Annotated in this window: 12 protein-coding genes and 2 pseudogenes; 10 read left to right on the forward strand and 4 right to left on the reverse strand. The window is 38.4% G+C overall.

Translation table 11 applies throughout. From position 1 onward, the window contains the following. Positions 1-144: 144 nt before the first annotated feature. The 6 genes from FY048_RS07320 to FY048_RS07345 all read left to right on the forward strand — a co-directional run bounded on the left by FY048_RS07320 (position 145) and on the right by FY048_RS07345 (position 6,717). Entirely contained in the window at positions 145-933 is a 789-nt protein-coding gene (locus FY048_RS07320) for an enoyl-CoA hydratase (RefSeq protein WP_446090686.1), read from the forward strand. Positions 934-962: 29 nt separating this feature from the next. Continuing rightward, positions 963-1,724, forward strand: coding sequence for an SDR family oxidoreductase (locus FY048_RS07325; protein ID WP_446090687.1), 762 nt, complete (start codon positions 963-965; stop codon positions 1,722-1,724). A 58-nt stretch (positions 1,725-1,782) separates the two neighbouring features. Next, on the forward strand, positions 1,783-3,306 hold the full coding sequence (locus tag FY048_RS07330; protein ID WP_446090688.1) for a 3-hydroxyacyl-CoA dehydrogenase: 1,524 nt from the start codon (positions 1,783-1,785) through the stop codon (positions 3,304-3,306). A 14-nt stretch (positions 3,307-3,320) separates the two neighbouring features. Then, positions 3,321-4,526, forward strand: coding sequence for a 3-oxoadipyl-CoA thiolase (locus FY048_RS07335; protein ID WP_446090689.1), 1,206 nt, complete (start codon positions 3,321-3,323; stop codon positions 4,524-4,526). A gap of 111 nt (positions 4,527-4,637) precedes the next feature. Continuing rightward, a complete protein-coding gene (locus FY048_RS07340) occupies positions 4,638-5,480 on the forward strand; it encodes an IclR family transcriptional regulator (protein ID WP_004793097.1) in 843 nt (280 codons plus the stop codon). A gap of 64 nt (positions 5,481-5,544) precedes the next feature. Beyond that, the gene (locus FY048_RS07345) at positions 5,545-6,717 is read left to right on the forward strand and encodes an MFS transporter (RefSeq protein ID WP_446090690.1); all 1,173 of its coding nucleotides are present in this window, start codon (positions 5,545-5,547) and stop codon (positions 6,715-6,717) included. A gap of 60 nt (positions 6,718-6,777) precedes the next feature. On the opposite strand, the gene FY048_RS07350 is transcribed toward FY048_RS07345, so the two are convergent. Then, on the reverse strand, positions 6,778-7,749 hold the full coding sequence (locus FY048_RS07350; protein ID WP_000850369.1) for an NAD(P)H-dependent flavin oxidoreductase: 972 nt from the start codon (positions 7,747-7,749) through the stop codon (positions 6,778-6,780). 230 nt (positions 7,750-7,979) lie between these two features. Between FY048_RS07350 and FY048_RS07355 the strand changes: the two genes are divergently transcribed. Next, positions 7,980-8,789, forward strand: a complete 810-nt coding sequence (locus FY048_RS07355; protein WP_446090691.1) for an enoyl-CoA hydratase — start codon at positions 7,980-7,982, stop codon at positions 8,787-8,789. Positions 8,790-8,860: 71 nt separating this feature from the next. On the opposite strand, the gene FY048_RS07360 is transcribed toward FY048_RS07355, so the two are convergent. Further along, on the reverse strand, positions 8,861-9,706 hold the full coding sequence (locus tag FY048_RS07360) for an IclR family transcriptional regulator (protein WP_017389939.1): 846 nt from the start codon (positions 9,704-9,706) through the stop codon (positions 8,861-8,863). Between the two features lie 187 nt (positions 9,707-9,893). Then, on the reverse strand, positions 9,894-11,111 hold the full coding sequence (locus FY048_RS07365) for a CaiB/BaiF CoA transferase family protein (protein ID WP_446090692.1): 1,218 nt from the start codon (positions 11,109-11,111) through the stop codon (positions 9,894-9,896). A 331-nt stretch (positions 11,112-11,442) separates the two neighbouring features. Between FY048_RS07365 and FY048_RS07370 the strand changes: the two genes are divergently transcribed. Both FY048_RS07370 and FY048_RS07375 read left to right on the forward strand, forming a co-directional pair. Next, positions 11,443-12,594, forward strand: a complete 1,152-nt coding sequence (locus FY048_RS07370; protein ID WP_446090693.1) for an acyl-CoA dehydrogenase family protein — start codon at positions 11,443-11,445, stop codon at positions 12,592-12,594. A gap of 61 nt (positions 12,595-12,655) precedes the next feature. Then, positions 12,656-13,907 (forward strand): annotated as a pseudogene (locus FY048_RS07375) (MFS transporter). A gap of 218 nt (positions 13,908-14,125) precedes the next feature. On the opposite strand, the pseudogene FY048_RS07380 reads toward FY048_RS07375, so the two are convergent. Next, a pseudogene (locus FY048_RS07380) lies at positions 14,126-14,471 on the reverse strand (phosphonoacetaldehyde hydrolase); the annotation flags it as partial. 920 nt (positions 14,472-15,391) lie between these two features. On the opposite strand from FY048_RS07380, the gene alr reads away from it, so the two are divergent. Next, positions 15,392-16,684 (forward strand): alanine racemase, encoded by a 1,293-nt coding sequence (gene alr, locus FY048_RS07385; protein ID WP_446090694.1) that lies wholly within the window; start codon positions 15,392-15,394, stop codon positions 16,682-16,684. Positions 16,685-16,761: the final 77 nt, after the last annotated feature.

The raw sequence follows: 16,761 nt of genomic DNA on the forward strand, positions 1-16,761 counted from the left end.
AATACACCATTACGTAATATCAAACACTTAGCTTATTTAATAAATCATAATTGCTCTAATGGGCTAAATAAGACTTGAAATAAATTCCAAAATAAGCATCATAAAAGGAATATAGTTTTGATGTGCGAAACAAGGAATTCAAAAATGAGTATATCAACAGGGAATAATTTCGTAGAAGTCGACTTTTCTATTCAAAAAATAGCGATTGTAAAAATAAACCGACCTGAAGCAAAAAATGCACTGAATACAGAGGTTCGCAAACAACTAGCACAAGCTTTTACCGAATTAAGTTTTAACGATGAGATCAATGCAGTTGTGCTCACAGGTGGCGAAGAAGTCTTTGCCGCAGGTGCAGATTTAAAGGAAATGGCAACAGCAACCTCCACAGAAATGCTATTGCGTCATACGGAACGTTATTGGAACGTGATTGCTCAATGCCCTAAACCAGTCATTGCTGCTGTAAATGGTTATGCACTGGGTGGTGGCTGTGAACTTGCAATGCATGCCGATATTATTATTGCGGGTAAAGGTGCGACTTTTGGTCAACCGGAAATTAAAGTCGGTTTAATGCCGGGTGCTGGCGGTACACAACGCTTATTCCGTGCTGTGGGTAAATTTCATGCCATGCGCATGATTATGACGGGTGCCATGGTAAAAGCCGAAGAAGCTTATATCATTGGTCTTGTTTCACAAGTCACAGAAGATGACCAGACTATTCCAACGGCAATTCAAATGGCGCAAAGCCTAGCCAAAATGCCTCCTATTGCCCTACAACAAATTAAAGAAGTTGCGCTGATGAGCGAAGATGTTCCATTAAATGCAGGCTTAACCCTAGAACGAAAAGCATTCCAGTTACTGTTTTCGACCGAAGATAAAAATGAAGGCGTTCAAGCTTTTATCGAGAAGCGTAAACCGTCGTATCAAGGTAAATAATTTAAAAAGATAATAACAAAGGAATGAAAATGGCCAGAAAAGTATTGATTAGTGCAGGTGGTTCAGGGATTGGACGATGCATTGCCGAAGCATTTTTAAATAATCATGATGAAGTTTTCGTTTGTGATATTAATACTAAAAGCCTAGAGCAGTTTCAGAAAGACTATCCAAAGCTGCATATATATACCTGTGATTTAGCTGATCATGAGCAAATTAAACTCATGTTTAGTCATGCAATTCAGAAACTTGGCGGTATTGATATTTTAGTCAATAACACAGGCATTTCAGGCCCAACCATTGCCGCAGATGAACTAAGTTTTGAAGATTGGAATACGGTCATTAATTTAAACTTGAATAGCACTTTTTTAATTACCCAGTTAGCAATTCCCTATTTAAAGCGAGCAGAAGCAGGCGTGATTATTAATATGTCATCTATTGCCGGACGCTTAGGCTATCCATATCGATTGGCCTATTCCACCTCAAAATGGGGACTGATCGGTTTTACCAAAACGCTTTCTATGGAACTCGGTGCAGACAATATTCGAGTTAACGCTATTCTTCCTGGTGCGGTAGATGGTGATCGGGTTCAACGTGTATTACAGGCCCGTGCCGATGTAGCGCATACCTCACTTGAAGAAGTGACTCAAAACGCACTAAAAAATCAGTCGCTCAAATATTTTGTCAATCCAAAGCATATTGCAGATTTATGCCTATTTATAGCGTCAGACAGTGGCCGCTCAATTTCAGGGCAAATCTTACCAATTGATGGTGATAAACAATGCTTAAGCTAAATCACGAAACCTTATTTTTCCGTCTAATTTCAAATATTTAATCATCAGGATGATCGACATGACTTATGATATTAAAAGCATGGCTGTGATTGGTGTCGGTATTATGGGCAGCGGCATTGCTCAAATTGCTGCACAGTCAGGTCATACCACTTATTTATATGATGCCAAAGCAGGTGCAGCAGAACAGGCCAAAGAAAAACTGGCTGCCACATTTCAAAAGTTAGTCGACAAAAATAAAATTACACTTGAGCAAGCAGCTCTAGCAAATAGTCATTTAGTTATTGCTCATCAAATTGAAGATTTAAAAAATTGTGACCTGATTGTAGAAGCAATTGTTGAACGTCTAGATATAAAACAAAGCTTGATGCAGCAGCTTGAAGACGTCGTTTCAGAAAATGCCATTTTAGCCTCGAACACCTCTTCTCTGTCTATTACAGCCATTGCGGCAAACTGCAAAAAACCTGAACGTGTTGTGGGTTATCACTTCTTTAACCCAGTTCCACTCATGAAAGTGGTCGAGGTGATTCGTGGTTTAAAAACTGATCCACTTATTATTGATGCCTTAAACGATCTGTCTCGTGCATTTGGTCATCGTCCTGTTGTGGCAAAAGATACCCCTGGATTTATTATTAATCATGCGGGTCGAGCTTATGGAACTGAAGCACTCAAAATTTTAAATGAAAACGTTTGTGACATTAGTGAAATTGACCGAATTTTACGTGACGGCGTTGGTTTTAGAATGGGACCATTTGAACTTCTCGATTTAACTGGCCTTGATGTTTCTCATCCAGTCATGGAGTCGATTTATCACCAGTACTATGAAGAAGCCCGCTACAAACCAAACCCGCTCACCAAACAAATGCTAGATGCCAAGCAACTTGGACGTAAGGTTAATCAAGGTTTTTATAATTATGAAACCGGTTCAAAAACAGGTGAACAACCTGCTCAGTTTGTAGAGCGTTTAGCGCAATATCCAAAAGTTTGGATTGCCGCAGATTTCTTAGACGATAAAAAACAGCTCGAAGATTATTTAACTCAGCAAAATATTGTCTTAGACACTCATCCTGAACCACAAACAGATAGCTTATGTTTACTTGCTTGTTATGGTGAAGATACAACTCAAGCGGCTACCCGTCTAGGGGTTAACCCTGAACAAGCTGTTGCTATAGACATGCTTTATGGCATTGCAAAGCATCGAACCTTAATGCCTTCACTTGTTACCAAATCTGAATACAGACAAGCAGCTCACTCTATTTTCAATCTAGACGGAAATCTGGTGAGCATGATTAATGAAAGTATTGGCTTTGTTGCGCAGCGCGTTTTAGCAATGGTCATTAATTTAGGCTGTGATATTGCACAGCAAAATGTTGCCACGGTAGATGATATTAATGCCGCAGTACGTCTAGGCTTAGGCTATCCATTTGGCCCAATTGAATGGGGTGATCAAGTCGGCAGCGAAAAAATCTTACTCATTCTGAACCGTATAACAGCACTTACGCATGACCCACGTTACCGCCCTAGCCCGTGGTTACAGCGTCGTGTCGCACTTCATTTACCTCTTACTTTTACTCACGAGTCTTGAAAAGGAATTTCTCAATGTTAAATGCATATATCTATGATGGTTTACGTAGCCCATTTGGCCGTCATGCAGGTGAACTTGCCTCAATTCGCCCTGATGATTTAGCAGCAACTGTCATTCAAAAACTACTAGAAAAAACTGGTGTTCCGGGTGCTGATATTGAAGATGTGATTTTAGGCGACACCAACCAAGCGGGTGAAGATAGTCGTAATGTGGCACGCAACGCGCTGTTACTTGCGGGATTACCAGTCACTGTGCCGGGCCAGACAGTAAACCGCTTATGTGCTAGTGGTTTAGGTGCTGTGATTGACTCAGCACGTGCTATTACTTGTGGTGAAGGTGAGCTCTATATTGCAGGTGGTGTAGAAAGTATGTCACGTGCTCCCTTTGTAATGGGTAAAGCGGAAAGTGCTTATAGCCGTGATGCAAAAATTTATGACACCACCATTGGCTCTCGTTTTCCAAATAAAAAAATTATTGCTCAGTACGGCGGCCATTCAATGCCTGAAACAGGCGATAACGTTGCAGCTGATTTTGGTATTAGCCGTGAGCAAGCAGACTTATTTGCAGCTCAATCACAAGCCAAATATCAGAAAGCTAAAGAAGAAGGTTTCTTTGCCGATGAAATTACGCCAATTGAAGTTTTCCAAGGCAAAAAATTACCACCTAAACTCGTTTCTGAAGATGAACACCCTCGTCCAAGCTCAACTGTTGAAGCACTTACAAAGTTAAAACCACTCTTTGAAGGTGGCGTGGTCACTGCTGGTAATGCCTCAGGTATTAATGATGGTGCAGCAGCCCTCTTGATTGGTTCAGAAGCAGCAGGTCAAAAATATGGCCTAAAACCAATGGCAAAAATCTTGTCAGCAGCAGCAGCGGGTATTGAGCCACGCATTATGGGTGCAGGCCCGATCGAAGCCATTAAAAAAGCAGTTGCGCGTGCGGGGCTTACTTTAGATGACATGGATATTATTGAAATTAATGAAGCCTTTGCTTCACAGGTTTTATCTTGTTTAAACGGTTTAAATGTTGATTTTAATGACCCACGCGTAAATCCAAATGGTGGTGCGATTGCGGTTGGTCATCCACTTGGTGCCTCTGGCGCTCGTCTTAGCTTAACAGTAGCTCGTGAGTTAATTCGCCGTAAAAAGAAATATGCAGTGGTGAGCCTATGTATTGGTGTAGGCCAAGGTCTTGCGATGGTGATTGAAAACGTTTCATAAGCATTGAACCAGATATCCATTCATCACAACAGCGCAGTGATGAATGGATTTATTTTGCATAGCGAAATATAATAGCAAAACTATTTTGCTTTAATTATATTTGAGGATCGAATGTCTCAAAACACGGAAACTGAAAAACCAATAAATTTTGATGAGATACGTTTAGATCCTATTTCGCATATACACCGGGAAAATAACCCGCAATTTATTGCTTCTTTAGCGCGCGGCTTAGAACTTTTAAGATGCTTTTCTGCAAATAATCAGGTGCTTGGTAACCAAGAATTAGCAAAAATGACGGGTTTACCTAAACCGACCATTGCACGTATTACCAATACCCTTGTGTCATTAGGTTATTTAAAACAATTGCCTAACTCAACCAAATACACATTAGACATTGGTGTTTTATCTTTAGGATACGCAGCATTATCTAATATCTCGATTCGTAATATTGCTCATCAATATATGGAAGAATTGAGTCAGTACGTCCAAGCCCCTGTGGCGATGGCAACACGTGACCGATTAAATATGGTGTATATCGATGTTGTGCAAATTGAAACTGCATTAAATATGCGCCGTCCAATTGGTTCGACTTTGCCAATTCATAGTAGTTCAATGGGACGAGCTTGTTTGGCTGCAACTCCTGAACGTGAACGTAATTTTCTACTTGATGCGTTGAAACAAAAGAACCCCGAAAACTGGCCAGCCATAAAACGCTCTTTAGAACGCGCTTTCCGTGATTATCAAGATTATGGATATTGTTTGTCTTTAGGCGAGTGGCATAAAGAAGTGAACTCGGTGGCTGTACCTTTGGTCAGCTCCAAACATGGTCTTTATGTTTTTAACTGTGGTGCGCCAAGTTTTCATTTAAATCCAGAAAAACTTGAAGGTGAAATTGGACCACGTTTAATCCACATGGTGCACAATATTCAAGATGCATTGAATGAAACGCACTAATAACCATACTTTAAAAAGTCATGGTTGTGTTGATTAAAGTTCCACTTTCATTATGACTATAGGCATGATGAAAAACGCACTCTATACCCCAACCATTATTTTAATGGCAATTGCAGCAGGCATTTGTACAGGCGGAAATTATTTTAGTCAGCCACTCATTCATTCAATTAGTGTAAGCCTAAATTTAACTGAAACGACTACAGCGTGGGTGCCGACTCTAGCCCAAATCACCTACGCATGTGGCTTACTCTTCTTAATGCCATTAGGGGACATAATAGAAAAGCGCAAGCTACTATTTATCTTTATGTTATTGGCTTCAAGCGGTTTAATTATTAGCGGTTTTTCACACAATATTTATCTTTTACTACTTGGCACCGTCATTACTGGTCTATTTTCCAGTTCAGCCCAACTGTTATTACCGCTTGCTGCAAGTCTGGTTCCGATTCAACAAAGCGGCCGTGTGGTTGGCTTTTTACTGAGCGGACTGATGATGGGGGTTTTACTCGCCCGTTCCCTTTCTGGGCTGATGTCTACGCTTTTTGCATGGAATATTATTTATCTGGTCAGTGGTTTTCTATTACTTATTATTGCCTTTATTTTGCATCGTAATATCGGATTATTTCCACCGACTAAATCTGAAAACTATGCAAAAACTATTCGCTCTCTTCTACAGATTTTTATTCAAAATCGACGGTTAAGAACCAGAACTTATATTGGTGGTTTTACATTTGCTTGTGTGAGTTTAACCTTTACCACCATGTCACTGCTTCTGGCTCCGGCACCCTATTTTTTTAGCGACTTTACCATTGGTCTTTTCGGTTTTGTTGGCGTGCTAGGAACTTTCGTTGCCAATTTTTCAGGTAAATTTATTGACCAAGGCTATATCCATAAAATTTCGATTTATTGCGGTATCGGATTAATTTTAAGTTGGATACTATTTTCACTTTTACCCTACCATTTCACTTTTTACATTATTGCCTTACTCATTCTTTACGCTTCTCTTTCTGCTGTACATGTCACCAACCAAAGTATTGTATTTAAACTTAATCAAGAATTACGCTCACGGTTTAACGCGATTTATATGACAGGTTACTTTGCTGGCGGTGCTTTAGGCACAACAGCAGGAAGCTACGCCTGGAAACACTTTGGATGGACAGGTGTCTGCATTTTAGGCTTAATTTTTGCTGTGCTATGTCTTTATTATTGTATGCGTGATACAAAAAATCAGCACAATTAAAACTTGTGCTGATCTTATATAAAGTTGGTTAATAATTAATTTTAGGAGCTAGGCTAAATCCTATAAAAGCCCTAATAACCGACCACGAATAATATCTTCTGCCTCTTTGACAATCCGGCTGACCAGCTCATCGCATGTCGGAATATCATGAATCAAACTTGCGACTAAACCGCATGACCATGCACCTGCATTAACATCACCATCAATCATGACTTTTGGATAGACGCCAGCAACTTCTTCAATAATATCTTCAAATTTAATGTTATCGCCTAGCGCTTTTTCTTTTGCCACGATTTTTTCTACAGCAGCATTATTCATGACACGTTCAGTATTTCGCAAAGCTCGCATAATTAAACGCGTATCTCGTTCGGTTGCATTCAAAATCGCCTGTTTCACATTTGCATGTACAGGAGCTTCCTGAGTCGCAATAAAACGGGTTCCCATATTAATTCCATCGGCTCCCATCGCTAAAGCAGCAGCGAGTGAGCGCCCATCCGCCATCCCACCTGAGGCAACAAATGGAATTTCTAAAGCATCAGCTGCTAAAGGTAATAAAATCATATTTGGCACGTCATCCTCACCGGGGTGCCCACCACACTCAAATCCATCTACAGAAACCGCATCGCACCCAATTTGCTGTGCTTTTAAGCTATGTCGAACCGAAGTACATTTGTGAATTACTTTAATGCCAGCAGCCTTTAAATATGGCATGACCTGTTCAGGATTACGCCCTGCTGTTTCTACAACCTTGACTCCGCCTTTAATGATTGCTTCTACAAAACCTGGATAATCAGGGGTATTTACCGTAGGCAAAAAGGTTAAATTTACCCCAAAAGGCTTATCGGTCATTTCTCGGCAACGTGCAATTTCTTTTGCCAGATTTTCAGGTGTACGCTGAGTTAAGCCAGTAATAATGCCTAACCCACCCGCGTTTGAAACCGCAGCCGCAAGCTCTGCAAAACCAACATAATGCATACCACCTTGAATAATTGGGTGCTCGATTTCAAATAGTTCTGTAATTTTGGTCTTCATATTATTTCCACTCACTGTTTTATAGCTAGCTTCTTATTTCCTTCACGGAGCTAGATGATTATTTACATATAAATCCTGTTGCCTTTCAAAGTGATTTAAGTTAAAAATTTCACAATACAAAATCTTATACCACAATATAAAACAAAATAATTGATAACGGAATTATTTTCCGATAGCATCATTTTAATGAGTTTAAATTTTAGACGGAAAGTTATTTAAAGGGATGAAGAATGCAACAGGACAATAAAACCCAAAGCGAGCTTAAAACAGGCACAATTCAACAACGTTTAGATAGAAATATACTAACGCTCACCATGAGCAACCCTAGCAAAAAGAATGCGATTAACTATGAAATGTATGCGGCCCTAAGTCAGGCATTAGATGAGGCAGCAATCAATCAAGAAGTTCATGTTGTTATACTCACAGGCGAAGGGTCTGCATTTACCAGCGGCAATGACGTAAATGCATTCGAAACGCGTAATACAACCAGTACCGAACCACCCTCTTCAATTGTGTTTCTAAAAAGCTTAGCAACGTTTCCAAAGCCGATTATTGCTAAAGTAAATGGTGTTGCAATTGGCATTGGCAGCACCATGCTTTTACATTGTGACCTCGTATATGTAAGTCAAAACTCTATTTTTCAGTTTCCTTTTGTGAATCTCGGACTTGTGCCTGAAGCAGGTTCTAGTTACATCTTACCGAGATTATTAGGTTTCGCTCGAGCTTCTGAAATTATTTTACTGGGCGAGAAATTTTCGGCGCAACAAGCTAAAAATTATGGTTTAGTAAATAACATATGCGAAGAAAATGAGCTTGATCAATTTGTTGAAGATATGGCAACCAAACTCGCAAATAAACCAAGTCAAGCTTTACAGCTCAGCAAAAAATTATTAAGAGATATGCCTATTGATGATCTATTAAATCGTATTGATCATGAGTCGACTATTTTTTCTCATTGTTTGCAAGGTGAAGAATTTAAAGAAGCCCTAAGCGCCTTCAAAGAAAAAAGAAAACCGAACTTTCATAAGCACGTCATTTGAAATATAACTTATGAAAAAGGCCAGCAATCAATATCTTTGCTGGCCTTTTTTGATTTTTTAATTCAGAACAATTAACTAATCTCAGTACGAATGTTATTCACCATATGTAAGAGACGTGGTGCAATATCTTCTTCAAGTTTTTCACGGTTCATAATAAAGCTTGGACCGCCACAGTTGAACACCAGCAAACCATGTTGTTCATGAATCAATGGAACTGCAACTGAGTTCACATCTTTATGCCATTCGCCAATTGAAAAACAATATCCAAAATCTTGGTAGTCTTTAAAAGCTTTGTCTAAATCACGATTAATTTTGATCCAGTCTTCTTTGTGCTTGGTACGAATCGCGTCAAGCAAAAACTCTCTTTCATCTTCAGGCATTGCAGCTAAACATGCACGTCCCATCGAACTTAAATGAATGGGTAAATAAGTTCCGACCTGACGGCGCATGGTCATATTTCCTTTACCTTGTACCACGTCAAGATAAATCATATTGAGTCGATCACGTGTTGCCATTGCAACCGCAGCGCCAGCATAGTCTGCCAGATTTTTCATATATGGATGAGCAATAGAACGAATTGACACGTTAGAAAGCATCGAGTAACCAAAAGCAAGAACCCCAACTGAAAGTTGAAATTTGCTCGAATTTGGGACTTGTTTGATATAACCCAAACGAGACAAAGTGTGCGTTAGACGAGTAATGGTTGGCTTAGGTAAACCCGTCATTTGTGCGAGTTCTTGGTTTCCTAAATGCTGATGTTTGGGGGTAAAACAACGTAATAGCTCTAAACCACGGGCTAATGCAGTAATAAATTGGCGATCATTTTCATCCTGCATGTCTTGAATCGGATGTAATAATTCATGTCTTAAAGGCGCTAATAATTTTTCTGTTTGCTCTGCATCTACTGCATCATTCATATCTATACCAATCCACATTTTGTTTCGCACTGCGAAAATTATAATCTATTTTTTCTATAAATAGCAAAAAAGCAAACGTCCGAGTCTGCATCTAAAATATAACTTGATTTAAACCATTCAAGCGAAAGGCTAAATACTTTATTTTCTAATTTTAAAAATAATTTTAACCCTTCGCTTTCAGGCCAGCTTATGCAATCACGCCTTTTTTCTTAAGCTCATCTAATTTTTCCAGAGAAACGATTCGACCTAAAACCACTTGCGTATGTTCACCCAATAAAGGAGGAGCTGTTTTGTACTCAACAGGTGTTCTTGAAAGTTTGATTGGCGAACCAATTACCTTCAATTTTTCACGTTGCGGGTGATTCATCTCGACCAACATTTCTCGGGCAATCACTTGTGGCTCTTGAAAAGCTTGTTCCAAGTTATTGATTACACCTACTGGAACTTTAGCAGCATAAATCGCATCTACCCATTTATCTGCAGTTTTAGTTAAGAAATGGTTTGATAAAATTTCGATAATTTCATCACGGTGTTTGATTCGGTCTGCATTTCGGGTAAATCGAACATCATTAGGTAAATCGGGTAAGCCAATACTTCTACAGAGCTGAATAAACTGAGTGTCATTTCCACATGCAATAATAAAATCACGATCAGAAGCTTTAAATACTTGGTAAGGCACAATATTGGCGTGTGCATTGCCATAACGCTTAGGGATATTATCCGATGAAAGATAATTCATTCCCTGATTTGCCATTGTGGCAATTTGGACATCAAGCAAAGCCATATCAATGTATTGTCCTAAACCCGTCACATGACGGTTAAGTAAAGCAGCTTGAATGGCTATCGTAGAATAAAGTCCTGTAGCTAAATCAGAAAAAGCCACCCCTACTTTTTGGGGGCCACCGCCCGGTAAATCATCACGCTCACCTGTGACTGACATCAGTCCGCCCATTCCCTGAATAATAAAGTCGTAACCAGGTTCTTCTGCTCTTGGGCCAGTTTGACCAAAACCTGTAATCGAGCAATACACCAATTTCGGGTTAATTGCAGATAAAGACTCGTAATCCAAACCATATTTTTTCAAAGAACCCGCTTTATAGTTCTCAATCACCACATCTGTATCTTGAATTAAAGCTTTAATCAATTCTTGACCATCGGGACTGGCAATATCGATGGCAACCGATAGTTTATTGCGGTTTGTAGACTGATAATAAGCAGCCTCTTGAGTATCAAACCCTGAGTCATCCTTCATCCAAGGTGGTCCCCACGAACGAGTATCGTCACCTACTTTGGGTCTTTCAATTTTGATGACCTCTGCACCTAAATCGGCCAGCGTCTGTCCACACCAAGGCCCAGCCAATACCCGACTTAAGTCAAGCACCCGAATTCCATTTAAAGCACCCATCTTCATCCCACTCTATCTGGTGATTCATTTCCTATAGGAAAATTTATCCATTTAAAATTTCGCATAGCGATATATATTTTTAATATACACACCTCATTTTAAAAATCAAACTTTAATTTTCCACTAAAAATGATGAATTTTTATAAGAAAATATAGCTTAAATAAATCAATAAATTAGCTTACTAAAAATCAATAACAATATATCGCATTGCGAAATTAATTTTCAAAATATATTGTTTTGCATTCATCCTTTGATTACTATCGCTTCAAATATTGATGATTTTACGAACATCACATTGATGTTCTTAGCATGTCGTAAAAGGATGAGACTATGATTCGAGATCAGGAAACACTAAATCAACTTGTTGATATGATTCGACAATTTGTTGAAGGTGTATTAATTCCTCATGAGAATGAAGTCGCTGAAACGGATGAGATTCCTCAAGATATTATTGAGCAAATGAAAACGCTGGGCTTATTTGGTTTAACCATTCCTGAAGAGTACGAAGGCCTTGGACTTACAATGGAAGAAGAAGTCTATGTGGCTTTTGAATTAGGACGGACCTCTCCTGCTTTTCGTTCGCTTATTGGTACCAATAATGGCATTGGTTCAAGTGGTCTCATTATTGACGGTACTGAAAGTCAAAAATCATTTTTCTTGCCACGTTTAGCACGTGGTGAAGTGATTAGCTCTTTTTGCTTAACTGAACCAGATGCGGGTTCTGATGCTGCATCTTTAAAGACTAGTGCAGTAAAAGATGGCGACTTTTATATTTTAAATGGCACCAAACGCTTTATTACCAATGCCCCTCATGCTGGCGTATTTACAGTAATGGCACGCACAAGCTCTGATATTAAGGGTGCTGGTGGTATTTCTGCTTTTATTGTCGACAGTCAAACACCGGGTATTTCTCTTGGCAAACGCGATAAAAAAATGGGACAAAAAGGCGCTCACACTTGTGATGTGATTTTTGAAAATTGCCGTATTCCTGCTTCAGCACTCATTGGTGGAGTTGAAGGCGTTGGCTTTAAAACTGCCATGAAAGTGCTTGATAAGGGTCGATTGCATATCGCTGCGTTAAGTGTTGGAGCCGCGACAAGAATGCTAGACGATTCTTTAAAGTACGCCATCGAACGCAAGCAATTTGGGCAACCGATTGCCGAGTTTCAACTTATTCAAGCCATGCTTGCTGACTCAAAAGCCGAGATTTATGCAGCCAGATGCATGGTTTTAGATGCTGCACGCCTACGTGATGCAGGACAAAACGTCAGCACTGAAGCTTCCTGCGCAAAAATGTTTGCAACCGAAATGTGTGGTCGAGTCGCTGATCGCTGCGTACAAATTCATGGCGGCGCAGGCTACATCAGTGAATATGCAATTGAACGTTTTTATCGAGATGTTCGCTTGTTCCGTCTCTATGAAGGGACTACTCAAATTCAACAAGTGATTATTGCCCGAAACATGATTCGCGCTGCGTCTTAATCAAATTTTAAGCACTTTAAAACGACTTGAAGTGCTTTCAATCAAATGTAGGTAATGGATTATGGCTACAAATTACAAAGAAGGTCTTTCTCGTATACAGCCTCATACGTGGAAAATAGCATTTATTTTTGCATTTCTAGCACTATTAGTAGATGGTGCAGATTTGATGATGCTGTCTTATAGCTTAAATAGTATTAAGGCAGATTTTGGATTAAGTTCAGTACAAGCAGGTATGCTGGGCAGTTTTACATTAGCAGGTATGGCTGTTGGAGGAATTTTTGGGGGGATGGGCATGCGATAAATTTGGTCGCGTCCGCATTGTTGTTATTTCTATTTTAATTTTCTCACTCCTCACCTGTGGCTTAGGTTTTACTCAGAGCTTTCTTCAATTTGGTATTTTAAGATTTTTTGCCTCACTGGGTTTGGGCTCACTTTATATTGCCTGTAATACCCTCATGGCTGAATATGTACCCACTCGTTTCCGCACCACGGTACTAGGCACGCTACAAGCGGGCTGGACCGTAGGTTATATTGTTGCGACTTTACTTGCAGGCTGGATTATTCCTGACCATGGCTGGCGCATGCTGTTTTATGTTGCGATTATTCCAGTCATTATTGCTGTTCTCATGCATATTTTGGTACCCGAACCAGAAGCATGGCAAAAATCTCGACTACAACAACCAGTTGTGGATCAAAACGCATCGAAAACTTCGGCATTTAAACTTATTTTCCAAGATAAACGAAACCGCAAGATGTTTATCTTGTGGGCTTTAACAGCAGGCTTTTTACAGTTTGGTTACTATGGCGTAAATAACTGGATGCCGTCATACCTTGAAAGTGAACTGGGTATGAAGTTTAAGGAAATGACTGCCTATATGGTAGGTACATATACCGCCATGATTTTAGGTAAAGTTCTTGCAGGTATGATGGCAGATAAATTAGGGCGTCGTTTTACCTACGCCTTTGGAGCAATCGGTACTGCTATTTTTCTACCACTCATCGTCTTTTATAACTCACCAAGCAACATTCTATATTTACTGGTCACCTTCGGTTTTCTATACGGCATCCCTTATGGCGTAAATGCAACTTATATGACCGAAAGCTTTGCAACAGCAATTCGCGGTACAGCCATTGGTGGAGCTTATAACGTCGGACGTTTAGGTGCTGCATTAGCCCCTGCAACGATTGGTTTCTTAGCCTCTGGCGGGTCTATTGGTTTAGGTTTTGTCGTAATGGGTGCAGCTTATCTGATTTGTGGTGTGATACCAGCCCTATTCATTAAAGAGAAATTATACGACCCACAAAAGTCGTAAACAGATTATCGCATAGGTTATAGACCTATCTGTGGTAATGGTTCTAACCCTCTAAACAAGTGTTTTAGAGGGTTAGTAGGAAATAAGGAATCTACTACTCAACGTAAGTTATTCCTTATTTCCACATATGTAGAGTTTATTACTCTTCATTTTAATTTTTTAGGTAAGCGTAACTCCCAAGGGAGCTACGCTTAAAAAGATATTGACCTAAACTTTGTTTAAGGTCTTTCACCCTGTTTCAAATGGCGTTCAATATCATCTAAAACATTTGGCAAATCAGCGACTCTATCAATCTCATAGTGAGCACCCGAAGCATTCATTTTTCGATAGACCTTATCTTTTAGCACAATTTGTTTATCTGCCGATAATGCACTCCGCTCCTCAAAGCTTAAACCGACTTCGTTACCGCTAACTGCAAGACCCACAATCCAGCATCCAGCATCCAGCATTTAAACCTTCATCTATACCTACAACGGTATCATCCACTTTTACAACAGTTTTAATGTCAGACACATCGAATTGAATTACGTTTTTCCATAGCATTTCAGGATATGGACGGCTATATTACTGCCTTGTAGAATTAGAATAGTACGGTCAATAAAACCCCAAACCTTCTTGAGTAATTAAAAAACACCACCACCATCTTATATTTAAAAACTCTTAATATAAAACCACCAATTTAATAAAAACTAATATATTAAGAAAATTTCTTGATTTAAAAATAAACATAACATTTTAATTTAGCTAAAATTCCAAACAACAAATTTAATTAAAAAAAATAAGATAAGGAACATTCGTCGATTTATTAAACAAAAATCACAACCACCACCCTAAGGTTAAATTCTACTCAACCATTTACTCAATCTAATTAATATTTCATTTATAAAATTTAAATTAATTTATTAAAAACTATTAAATATGACGTTAGATGCTTAAAAATTTGTCATGATATAACCAAAAATTTCTAAACAACTTTAATAAACAATTTATAAATATATGAAAAATATAATAATTTTAAAGTTACCCCTACTATAAAATAAATTTACAGATATTTCTCCCTATATATTTTCCATATTTTACCGAATGATAAAAAAATACTATCAAATAGATAATAAAAATAAAAAAACTCTTGTAATAATAAAGTTAATTATTTATCAAATGTTATATTTTAAAAATTTTTATTAAAAATAGCACCAACAAATAGATTAAAAAAATAACATTCAAAAAAATATAATAACTTTTCTTCTTGTTTTTTCATGAATGTATATTTAGATTTAATTAAGATTATTTAAAATCACATTTGCATTTTCTTAATACATCTTAAGCAAAATTAAATTTTACTTAACACTGACTATAATATTTTAAGGAGAAAGTATTATTACGATAAAATCATGTAACATTTTAAATCAATTATATTTCTGTACTTAACCATAAAAATCCACCCAGCGTTAAATCGTATTCAGCCAGGAAAGATTAAAAAACTTATGAAACTTAAAACAAAATTTACTCATCTCGCTTATAGCTGTGCATTCGTATTATTCGGTTCAATGCAATTTGCTCATGCCGCACCTTTACTCACATCACACATCACAAATGAAGTCAGTCCTGCACCTACAGCCAATGCATGGATTGAAATTGATACTCAAGCGTTTGAAGATAATATTAAAAAGGCAAATCAGTTACTTAGTGACAAAACACAGCTTTGTGTGGTTATGAAAGCGAATGCATATGGTCATAGTATTGATCTACTGATGCCGAGTGTGATGAAGTTAAATGTATCTTGTATTGGTATTACTAGTAATGCTGAAGCGGCGATGGTCCGTAAGCATGGCTATAAAGGCAAAATTACACGTTTACGTACAGCAACTGATAGTGAAATCATCAACGCACAAGCGTTAAATATTGAAGAGCTTTTGGGCAACTATGATCAAGCCTCTCGTCTTTCACAGTGGGCAGCAGCTAATAATACAACTGTACATTATAGTTTAGCTTTAAATTCAGGCGGTATGGATCGTAATGGTCTTGAAATGTCTACAGCTCAAGGTAAAGAACAAGCTGTTGCAATCACCAAGCTTCCCCATCTTAAAATTGACGGCATTATGACCCATTATGCTGTAGAAGATGAAAAATATGTCCGTGAGCGTCTGGCTCAATTTAATGAACAAACAGCATGGTTGATTAAAAAAGCCAAACTGAATCGTAAAGAATTAACATTACACACAGCTAATTCATTTGCTACGGTAAATGTTCCTGAATCACATTTAGATATGGTCCGTGCAGGTGCAATTATATATGGGGATTTTCCTAATCACCCAGAATATAAACGCATGATGGCATTTAAAACACAAATTGCTGCAGTTAATAATTACCTTAAAGATTCAACTGTAGGTTATGACCAAACTTATACGTTGACACGTGACTCTAGACTCGCAAACTTACCTGTAGGTTATTCGGATGGCTACCGTCGCAGTTTTAGTAATAAAGCTTTTGTTTTAATAAATGGGCAAAAAGCGCCAGTGGTTGGTCGAGTATCAATGAATACTGTTATGGTGGATGTAACAGATATTCCTCAAGCCAAAGCAGGCGATGAAGTTGTATTATATGGTCGTCAAGGGGATGCTGAGGTTAAATCTAGTGATTTAACGAGTCTTACAGGCCATATTTTGACAGAAGCCTATATCCCGTGGAGTAACTCTAACCCACAAGTGATTAAACCTCTTCAATCTCAGCAACAAGTGATATTAACTAATAGTAAAGTTACAGCAACCGCTGAGTAAACTTTTGGTTAATTGATAGGTAGCCCTATATTTCTAAAAATATCGGGCTACTTTTAGCATGACCACATCTCTTAAGC

The organism is Acinetobacter sp. 1124_18A (genome assembly GCF_052824995.1).

Excerpts from the sequence above, each read along its gene's own strand:
- FY048_RS07320 (WP_446090686.1), top strand. The coding sequence starts at position 145 with ATGAGTATATCAACAGGGAATAATTTCGTAGAAGTCGACTTTTCTATT.
- FY048_RS07325 (WP_446090687.1), top strand. The coding sequence starts at position 963 with ATGGCCAGAAAAGTATTGATTAGTGCAGGTGGTTCAGGGATTGGACGA.
- FY048_RS07330 (WP_446090688.1), top strand. The coding sequence starts at position 1,783 with ATGACTTATGATATTAAAAGCATGGCTGTGATTGGTGTCGGTATTATG.
- FY048_RS07335 (WP_446090689.1), top strand. The coding sequence starts at position 3,321 with ATGTTAAATGCATATATCTATGATGGTTTACGTAGCCCATTTGGCCGT.
- FY048_RS07340 (WP_004793097.1), top strand. The coding sequence starts at position 4,638 with ATGTCTCAAAACACGGAAACTGAAAAACCAATAAATTTTGATGAGATA.
- FY048_RS07345 (WP_446090690.1), top strand. The coding sequence starts at position 5,545 with ATGATGAAAAACGCACTCTATACCCCAACCATTATTTTAATGGCAATT.
- FY048_RS07350 (WP_000850369.1), bottom strand. The coding sequence starts at position 7,749 with ATGAAGACCAAAATTACAGAACTATTTGAAATCGAGCACCCAATTATT.
- FY048_RS07355 (WP_446090691.1), top strand. The coding sequence starts at position 7,980 with ATGCAACAGGACAATAAAACCCAAAGCGAGCTTAAAACAGGCACAATT.
- FY048_RS07360 (WP_017389939.1), bottom strand. The coding sequence starts at position 9,706 with ATGAATGATGCAGTAGATGCAGAGCAAACAGAAAAATTATTAGCGCCT.
- FY048_RS07365 (WP_446090692.1), bottom strand. The coding sequence starts at position 11,111 with ATGGGTGCTTTAAATGGAATTCGGGTGCTTGACTTAAGTCGGGTATTG.
- FY048_RS07370 (WP_446090693.1), top strand. The coding sequence starts at position 11,443 with ATGATTCGAGATCAGGAAACACTAAATCAACTTGTTGATATGATTCGA.
- alr (WP_446090694.1), top strand. The coding sequence starts at position 15,392 with ATGAAACTTAAAACAAAATTTACTCATCTCGCTTATAGCTGTGCATTC.